The sequence below is a fragment of the Halobellus rufus genome (genome assembly GCF_000739575.1).
Lineage (GTDB): Archaea > Halobacteriota > Halobacteria > Halobacteriales > Haloferacaceae > Haloquadratum > Haloquadratum rufum.
The window spans coordinates 19,976-28,490 of record NZ_BBJO01000021.1 but is presented as its reverse complement, the minus strand read 5'-3'; the positions used below and the strand labels follow the sequence as shown (position 1 = coordinate 28,490).

The following is an 8,515-nucleotide window of genomic DNA, read 5'->3' as shown; positions in this document are numbered from 1 at the left end:
ATCGATCGATGCTCAGACGTACGTAGCTGTACATCGATCGATGCTCAGACGTACGTAGCTGTACATCGATCGATGCTCAGACGTACGTAGCTGTACATCGATCGATGCTCAGACGTACGTGCCTTCTGGCGATTCACCAGAGCCGTTGCTTCTAAATCAGATTGGGTGATGATTGCGGGTTGTTCTGAAAGGCCGATTAAGAAGGTGTCTCCACTGACTTCATCCCCAACATCAATGTCTGGATCTTCACCAGTTGATACTGGAACTTCAGTTTGCCAATCATCGAACCGAGGGACATCCTCACCGATGAGATCACTGAGTATCTGTTGCACAATATCGGGGTCCAAATTTAGTAGAACAGTTTGGAGATGATTCACAATAGTCAATTCGTCATCAGTTGGCATCCCGAAGGGGTTAGCGTCCATATATATGCAACTTCACCTGTGTCAGTAATGTGTATCTAATAGCCACAATCACGTAGCTCGAAGCTTTCGATCGAATACTATCAGGTGATCTGAGGACATGCCTCTTCGGCTTCCTCGCTACGGAACATATCGTACCTGGCGAGCGCTTCTTCCAATGTCTCATCGAGCGTCATTCGTACTCTTACGGTGCTGCAGCCGCCGTGTCTCCAGCTTCAGGATCGAACGGGAGGTTGATGACGAGTTCGTCGAACCAGACGACCGGGCGCTTGCTCTGTCCTTCTTCCTCGAAGAAGATGATTCCTAGCTGAGCAAGTCGACTAAGTTCCTCGTGGACGTTTTTCACGTCTCGATCCACAACCCGGGCAGTCTCATTGATGCTAGATGGTTCTTCCCGGCGAATAGCCTCAATGAGCTCGAGGACACGCGGCGTCAACGTCTCCATGAGGTCGTCGTAGCTGGTGAACGACAGCGTCGGCGTTGCGTCCACTAAATCACCGTGTTCCAGCGACTCGACGTCCTCGGTAACGTCGTCGTGGAACTCGTCGGACGATTTGACTGTCACGACGAGCGTCGACGCAGCCCGAAGCTGTTCGCGTTCCATCGGATGCAGCGGTGGCGTTGATTCGTTCATGGGTATCACCGTGGTAATGGCCTCACTTGACCTCGATTTCGGATTTCGGAATTTCGCTCCAGAATCGTTCCCAGAGTTCGACCATCCCTGGGAACTCGATTATCTCTGGTTCTGTCTCGGGTGCGACGTGGAGTTCGTGGCCTTTTGTGTCCTCGTGCGAGTTGTCGTACCGACGAATCGTACCGTCCTCAAGCGTACGGGGCGGGTCTGGCTCTGTTGCACCGTAATGGAGCTTGTAGGCCCACCCAGACGGGTACGCATCACGGTCAGTCCGCATGCAGAACACCCGGACGACAGTGCCGTCAGGGTACTTCTGCCCCTTGCTTACGCCATCGAGGTCATCGTCGGTCAGCGAGCCCATCCTCAACCATTGGTTTGTAGGCCAATGGAATAACTCTATTGGTCTCCACACCAATAGTGTCCACCAGACGCGAGGTAAATCAGGCGATGGCAGATTTGTCTTGAAGAGTGAAATTTTCCGCCTGCCACGATCACAGGTGGACACTCTCTGATACCCGGGAAGATTGTGGGGAAATTGTGGGGATGCTTTGTGAGAACTAGCGTTCTGTAGCCTCTGTCGTCGATATACCTATGCTCCGCTAGGCAGTGTAGAATGTGAGGCTGACTAGAGCCTCACGAACGGAATTGGAGTATTCCAATGAATAGTAGCAACACTGAGAATAAGAACCTATCGGCGACGAAGCAGACGAACGAACGACATGGGACCGCAACGACGCGGACTGAAGACGGTCGCTCTCCCTACTTCCGGACCTACCGGGAGGACCAGGAGCAGCGCCGCTCCACCACTGAGCCCACCACGAGAACTCGGCTGGTCGCAAGACTGGCAGGACTCCTCTGGGCGCTCATGGACGCCCCATCCGACGCTGACTCCCGAACCGACCCCGAGGTCGCGACGGACCAGCACGAAAACGGTGACGTCTACACGGAGCGGACTGCAGCGAAGACTGACTTCGGGACGCGTGCAGAACCCGTCGATGGACTGTACGGGTACACGTCTGATGGCTACCCCATCGTCCCAGAACGAGGACAGCTCATGAGAGCCCGAACGAACGCGAACGGCCAGCCCGCTGACGCGCTCATCGAGCCCGATTCAGCAGGAGATCTCGCATCGTGGCACCCTGGTAACGCCAGCTCGATGTTCGTCGATCCGACCGGCGAACAAGTCGTTGGTGTCGCCAGTGGCCTCGACGAATCCGCCGGCCGCACGACTGCACACACGCCGTCGACGCCCACTTCGAAGGCTGTCGACCACCGAGTGACGACCACTAGCCGCCACTCGAGCTCGGCTCCACTCGGCTCAGCCGAAAGCCGACTGCAAGCGTACGACCGACCGGACGACGCAGAGACCCGCGACCACGCTGAGCGGACGGAGACAACCACGGGACTCGAGACCGCCGACCTGGAGGTCTTACTCCCCGGTGGCGAATACGTCCGCCTCGGTGACCTGGTCACGGAGCCCGAGCAGTTCGCAGGCAGCTCTCTGGAGGCTATCGAGCGATCACTCGCATTGGAAGCCGAGAAACGGAAAGTCACGGATGGCATCTGCCACCCTGGCGAACTGAGCGACGACGTCGAGCTAGTCGGTCACGCGAAGTGGCTGAACAACCGTTTCGACGAACTCGCAGCGACCCGGCCCACTGCGGCTGAACTCGCCGAGACCCGAGAGAAACGAGCGAAACAGGCCCACAAGGACCGCCTTCGCCCGTTGCTCGAGCTGGACCCCGACGAACACGAGGAAGTCTGTGCGATGGCGCACCGACTCCTGAGTGACGACTTCGAGAAGGTCTACGAGGTGCGCAAGAGTCCGCTGACGCTCGCACTCGCGCTCGCGAAGCGTGTCAACCGCGGCGTCGAGCCGACGAATGCGCTGCTCAGACAGGCCGAAGACGAAGCAAACGATCCCCAGAACGTCCAGAAGATCGGCAACGTCCGATATATGTCGACTGCACAGACGAAGGGGCGGTTCTCGACGCAGGGTCGTGTTTCGATCCTCTTCGAGAACACTCACCCCGGAATCAAGCAGGCCGGCGTCCTTCAGGACGAGACCAGGACGATCCGTTTTGCAATTTGGACGAAAAGCGAGTGGGATGAGACGCGACCAACGCCGGATCCAACGGATTTCGGCGGTCGAACGCTCATCCGATCACACCGCTTCCCTGAACTGCAGGTCGGAGACGTTGTCCGTGTTGATAATGTCGTGAAAGGATGGTACGGCAACGAAGCCACCTTCGAGACTCGTCGGGACAGCGAACTTACAATTCTGGAACGTACCAGTGACGAATCAGAGCGTGACCTACCTACGTCCGATGCTGTGACGACTCGGAAGTCGAGACAGCACAGACATCGTCAGCGAACTGGTCCGAGGACGATTGGTAAACCAGTGCCGAAGAATCCCATTGCGTACTGGCGGGGTTCTGAGAGCTGGGTGTTCCCGGTGACGGACTGGATGCCTGACTGGTGGCTCGCACACGAAAACGTCGAGAGAGTTGGACCGTCTGATTCGAAAACGAGGACTGGCAGGAAGGTAATGACTGAACCGTAACGAACTGTAGCAACCAGAGTCCCCCTACGGACTCAGAAATCTAACCACCTCTTTCAACGAATTCGAAATAGTCGAATAAATCGTTCGGCCTTGGCGAAGTCAGCGAGAAATCATCAGGCAACGAGAGCGACGTAGAATCAAGCACCACGAGGAGTTGCTCTGAGACTCAGAATCCTAGCCGTTCCAATTTTCGGCAGTAATCAGCAGTCCTCTTGACGAACTGAGTAGTGCTGTGCGTCGCTGGGCTTGACACGAAAATGTGGTTACTGCTATTAGCTTTCGTCTCTGTCGGGGTGACAGCGGGCGCTATCAAGCACGACCCGCCACCAGCAGTCACATCTTGCTCCGACTGTCCGATGTACGCAATCGGTGCTTCACCGAACACGAGACGCGAGCCAGCGGAACGGCTTGCTGGCACGATTTCGAAGTATCCCGTATAGGAAGACGTGAAATCGTGTTGCAGCGAGGCCGTGTTGCTGAAGAACACGCGAGCCACGTTCACCGCTCCAACGTAGTCTCGGTCGCCTTGGAAACCACACCGAGTGTTGTCACAGCGGAAATGCCCACCCCACCATATCTCGCGATAGTGGTCGGGCGACCTCGTAGTGTGACCCGTAGACCCGCATCGAGGACACGACCGAGACGTATTGCCCGGACGCACTTTCCGTACATGCAACCCGGCGAGATCAGCCCGGTACTGAATTTTCGAGATGATTTCTCGGCGTGCCCATGAACTGAGTTCCCACGATAACTGCCCCTCGCCACGAGGCGGTGACAGGCTTCGGAGGTCTTCGTGAACTATCGCATCTACCTCGTACAAGAGCGCGAGTGCAAGGACTTGGTTGGCTACGTCGTGTACGAGTTGTTCACGCTTGTGCCGAATCTTGTTGTTCACGCGCTCGTACTCTGCGTGAATATGCTCGAACGAATCCGTGTGATCACGTCCGTTTCGACGTAGATCTGCGAGTTTGGAGTTGAGTTGATCGCGTTCCCAGGCGAGATTCCGCATTCGCTCGCGCTCCGTAGTCTGGATGAAATACGGGACTGACAACTGCTCGCCGTCTTCGTTCACAGCGACAGCGGTAGCCTCTTTTCTCAGACCGCTATCAATCGCTATGACAGTTTCTACGTCGTCTGGTTTTTCTTGGTGTTCGACTTCAACGGGGAACGAAAGTTCGTAGTAGTCGTCCCCGGTCTTCGTCTTGGTGGACTGGAACGAGGGGGATGAGAGGCTGCCGTGTTCGAGCAGTTCGTGGAAAGCAGTGTAGCCATCCAGTTCGTGTTCCGTCCACGTCCAATCGCCTCTCGCTTCAGGTTCGAGTGTGTCAGGGGTTTTGAGTTTGATGGAGAGTGTCTGCGCGTCTTCGTCGTACTGGTATTTGACGGCTTGTCCGCTTGTCGGGCCATCGTCTGCCGAGTACGGGAGAACGCCTTTCGAGTACGTCGGACATTGTTCGACGTCGAAATAGGACTCGGGATAGCGTCCGTGGCGGGCGTAGTACGAGTTGAGTTGACCGATGAGTAAATCAATGTATCCTGATTTCAGGTATTCCTCGGAGTCCCAGAGTTGTTCCTTGATTCGGCGACTGTGGATGCGTCGAATCTTGTGATCGGGGAGAACTGCTTGGATGGATTGGAAGGCTTCGAGCTTGTCGGCGTGACAGCGAAGCGTCTCTCCGACTTTCTGCATCACACACCGCTTGTATCGACTCGGGAGGTACACATCACTGTCCTCGAAGACTTCGTGTTCGTCAAAGTATTTCCACGCCTGATACGAGTGATCGCCGATTCTTTCGAGATGTATGGGTGTCCAGTATTGCTCGATGAGTGTGTTTGCTACGCTGGTCGTGAGCATATCTAATCGAGCGTGGCGTTCTTGCCCTTCTCTCGGGAGGCGAATTGGGAGGGAGAGATGTGTGGACGTCATCGTTTCTTACTCGTCGTCTTCGATTTCCGGTTTCCAGAAATCGCGGTCAGGGTCAGCGTAGCGTTGATGATATTCGTAGCTAACCTCGTTCCAGAGTGCTGCAAAGGCGTCCAACAACCGTCGCAACAGCTCGTCATCGGTTTCCGGCCAGGGGATAACGTCAAATTTGTTTGTCCGCCTCATGGACACTCACTCTCCGCGTTATTCGATATAAACCTCCGTAAATCACCAGTAGAATGGTGATTCCTCATAATCTCCGGTGAGTGAGGAAATTCAGAACAGCCATTTCCCAACCCCGTTGAGCCGATAAAAGCCATTGGTCGGCGAGACATTTTCGGCACACCCGAACTGGAGCACTGGAGATAGAATAGTTACCCCACAAGACCGAGACTAGTCCGATAGCGTGGGGTAACGATGGATTAGTAGTTCGTTTTCCTGCCCCATCTAGCGGCTCAGTGAATTCGGTTGGTCAATGCTGTTCCCAGCAATCACGACAGAAGACAGCCCCATCCATGCCCACCGGCGGCTGCCGTGGAGTGACGACCTCTCGCACCGAAACGGTCACCTCACAGTTATCACAAGCAGCTGTGGGATCGATAGCGGTGTCATCGGGCAACCACCATGGCGGGTCGTTAGCATCGACGGTCTCGGGGTCAAGTGTCCACGAAGGGATCTCGTCTTCCTCGTAGTCGAGTCGCTGACCGAGTTCTTGGACACCCTCTGAAGTGATATACATCCGGCCGAAGGCGTACCCCCAATAGTCGATCCGGTACTCGTCGCCACCCTGCTCGATGACAGCGATAAAGTTGACGCCGTCACTGATGACGGACGGCTCCGTATGATTATATCGAAGGTGGACCCCCGGAGGGTCCCGCTCTAATTCCCGCTCGTCGATCTCGATCTCCTTAATGATGTACTCCTCAGAAACGAGCATAGACGGAGTTCGGAAAGAGCTTCCATTAAGCTGAGGGAGAAAGTGAGAGGCTGATTCTGTGTCTAATGAGGTTCTTCAGCGGTAATTGGTTAATGCGCTTGTTTGGGTGATTGGATGAATCCAGGGCCAATAGAGCAGGATACTGTACCCGCTAAAATACAATAGAAGCGACATTCACCAGCCGCAACTTATAATTCCGTCTAATAGTTTTATCTGGTAATTAGATGGCAGCAGACGATCAAGCACTCGTCGACACCACCTTCGAGTTAGAAGACTCCCCAGACATACTCGATAAGATCGGTACATCAGTTGATGAGGACCTCTCAGACCATCTCCTCAACATCGAAGCGAATCGACTCTCGATTGCACAAAGCCAGCAAGAGCTGCAATCTCTTGAGGAGATTGCGGATCAAGTCCAGCTGTTGGAACACCAATTGGATGCCGCACACCGGGCTCTGTTCCAAATGGATGGTAAGGCGCTGTTTGCCGATGAAGTTGGACTCGGAAAAACCATCGAAGTCGGGATGGTACTGAAAGAGATGGTGTTTCGGGAGGCTCATAATACATTCTTAATCCTTACACCAGCGCAGCTTGCGACGCAATGGAAGAAAGAAATGCGCGAGAAATTCGGGCTTGAGTTTGTATGCAATTACGACGACGGGTTCGAGGGATTCAGCGAGTATAATAAAATCGTAGCTAGCATTGACACTGCGAAGCGAGATTCCTACGCGGAAGAGATTCACAAGCGGTCGTGGGACGCATTGATTGTCGACGAGGCACACTACCTCCGAAACCAAGACACCAACCGCTACGATTTCGTGGATGACATCGAATATCAATATGCCTTCTTCGCCACGGCGACCCCCGTTCAGAACGACATCACAGACCTTTATAATGTTACAAATCTGATTCGACCCGGGCTGTTTGGCACCGAGAGTGAATTCGAGCGTCGATACCTCCCGAATGACGATTCTGGTGGGGTGCAGAATGCTGCCGAACTGAACCGCCAACTTCGGTCAGTGATGATTCGCCACAAACGTGGGGACACTGCCATTGATTTCACAGATCGCCAAGTGCGGACAAAGACATTCAAACCCAGTCGGCAGGAACAATCCCTGTACAACGCTGTCACAGACTACGTGAAGAGCCACTACTCGAAACAGGCCGGGCAGCACCTCGTGATGCTGATGCTGCAAAAAGAAGTGGTGAGTTCACCGTGGGCAGTCCTCAGTACTGTTGAAAAATGGCTGGACGGTGATGGACGAGATGTGAGAGGTCGAGAACGCGATGAACTCCTCTCAATTGCAAAGCAGGCGCGACAAATCGATCGGACCACCAAACAGGAGAAACTCTTAGAAATCATCCGTAGCGTAAACCAGCGGATGGGTACCGGTCGGACAATCGTATTCACCCAGTTTCGCGCCACGCAAGACGCTATCGTAGACGCATTACATGCAGGCGCTGGCGGCGACGATGTCCCAGTACACCGTGTGAACGGGTCGTTATCAAGCGAAGATAAAGACAACCAGATTCAGCGCTTCAGAGAACGTGGGGGTGTCCTCGTCACCACCGACTCAATCAGCGAAGGCCGGAACATCCAATTCTGCAACGTCATCATCAATTACGACCTCCCTTGGAACCCGATGAGCGTTGAGCAACGAATTGGGCGCATCGACAGAATCGGTCAGGACCGGGATGTCTACGTATACAATCTCGCGCTAGAGGGTACGGTTGAAGACTACGTATTAGAAAAGCTCTACGGCAAAATAGACGTTTTCCACCAGACTGTCGGGGGTCTAAAGGAAATTCTCTCCGAACGTGAGCAGTCCAGTGGGCAGTTCGAACAAGAAGTTCTCCAGCAACTCGTTGAAGCGGGATCAGAGCGGGAACTCGAGAATAACTTCGAAGACATGGCTGTTGACCTCAAAGAGGACAAAGAAGCCGCGAAGAAAGCACAGGAGTTCAACGAAGAAGTGTTCGACGGCTTTGAGACAGGAGGCAACGAAGCATGAGACTTAGTTATCTCTATAGAAGG

At 54.3% G+C, this 8,515-nt stretch carries 7 protein-coding genes and 1 pseudogene; 2 read left to right on the top strand and 6 right to left on the bottom strand.

Annotation, left to right across the window (positions count from 1 at the left end; all coding sequences use genetic code 11):
• Nucleotides 1-44: 44 nt before the first annotated feature.
• The 3 genes from ACP99_RS19955 to ACP99_RS09690 all read right to left on the bottom strand — a co-directional run bounded on the left by ACP99_RS19955 (nucleotide 45) and on the right by ACP99_RS09690 (nucleotide 1,417).
• Nucleotides 45-425 (bottom strand): hypothetical protein, encoded by a 381-nt coding sequence (locus tag ACP99_RS19955; protein WP_156105645.1) that lies wholly within the window; start codon nucleotides 423-425, stop codon nucleotides 45-47.
• Between the two features lie 181 nt (nucleotides 426-606).
• Entirely contained in the window at nucleotides 607-1,056 is a 450-nt protein-coding gene (locus ACP99_RS09695) for an HVO_A0114 family putative DNA-binding protein (protein ID WP_081927377.1), read from the bottom strand.
• A gap of 22 nt (nucleotides 1,057-1,078) precedes the next feature.
• Entirely contained in the window at nucleotides 1,079-1,417 is a 339-nt protein-coding gene (locus tag ACP99_RS09690; RefSeq protein ID WP_049986414.1) for a toxin-antitoxin system TumE family protein, read from the bottom strand.
• Between the two features lie 504 nt (nucleotides 1,418-1,921).
• On the opposite strand from ACP99_RS09690, the gene ACP99_RS09685 reads away from it, so the two are divergent.
• Entirely contained in the window at nucleotides 1,922-3,619 is a 1,698-nt protein-coding gene (locus ACP99_RS09685) for a hypothetical protein (RefSeq protein ID WP_156105644.1), read from the top strand.
• 166 nt (nucleotides 3,620-3,785) lie between these two features.
• Here ACP99_RS09685 and ACP99_RS09680 read toward each other — a convergent pair whose 3' ends face one another.
• From ACP99_RS09680 to ACP99_RS09675, 3 genes and pseudogenes are all read right to left on the bottom strand, one after another.
• The gene (locus ACP99_RS09680) at nucleotides 3,786-5,474 is read right to left on the bottom strand and encodes a zinc ribbon domain-containing protein (RefSeq protein WP_197052420.1); all 1,689 of its coding nucleotides are present in this window, start codon (nucleotides 5,472-5,474) and stop codon (nucleotides 3,786-3,788) included.
• A 105-nt stretch (nucleotides 5,475-5,579) separates the two neighbouring features.
• Nucleotides 5,580-5,729, bottom strand: a pseudogene (locus tag ACP99_RS19950) (IS200/IS605 family transposon protein TnpB); the annotation flags it as partial.
• Nucleotides 5,730-6,015: 286 nt separating this feature from the next.
• A complete protein-coding gene (locus ACP99_RS09675; protein WP_049986412.1) occupies nucleotides 6,016-6,480 on the bottom strand; it encodes a hypothetical protein in 465 nt (154 codons plus the stop codon).
• Between the two features lie 224 nt (nucleotides 6,481-6,704).
• Here ACP99_RS09675 and ACP99_RS09670 point away from each other — a divergent pair, with 224 nt between their 5' ends.
• Complete coding sequence (locus ACP99_RS09670; RefSeq protein ID WP_049986411.1) at nucleotides 6,705-8,492, top strand: DEAD/DEAH box helicase; 1,788 nt, start codon at nucleotides 6,705-6,707, stop codon at nucleotides 8,490-8,492.
• Nucleotides 8,493-8,515: the final 23 nt, after the last annotated feature.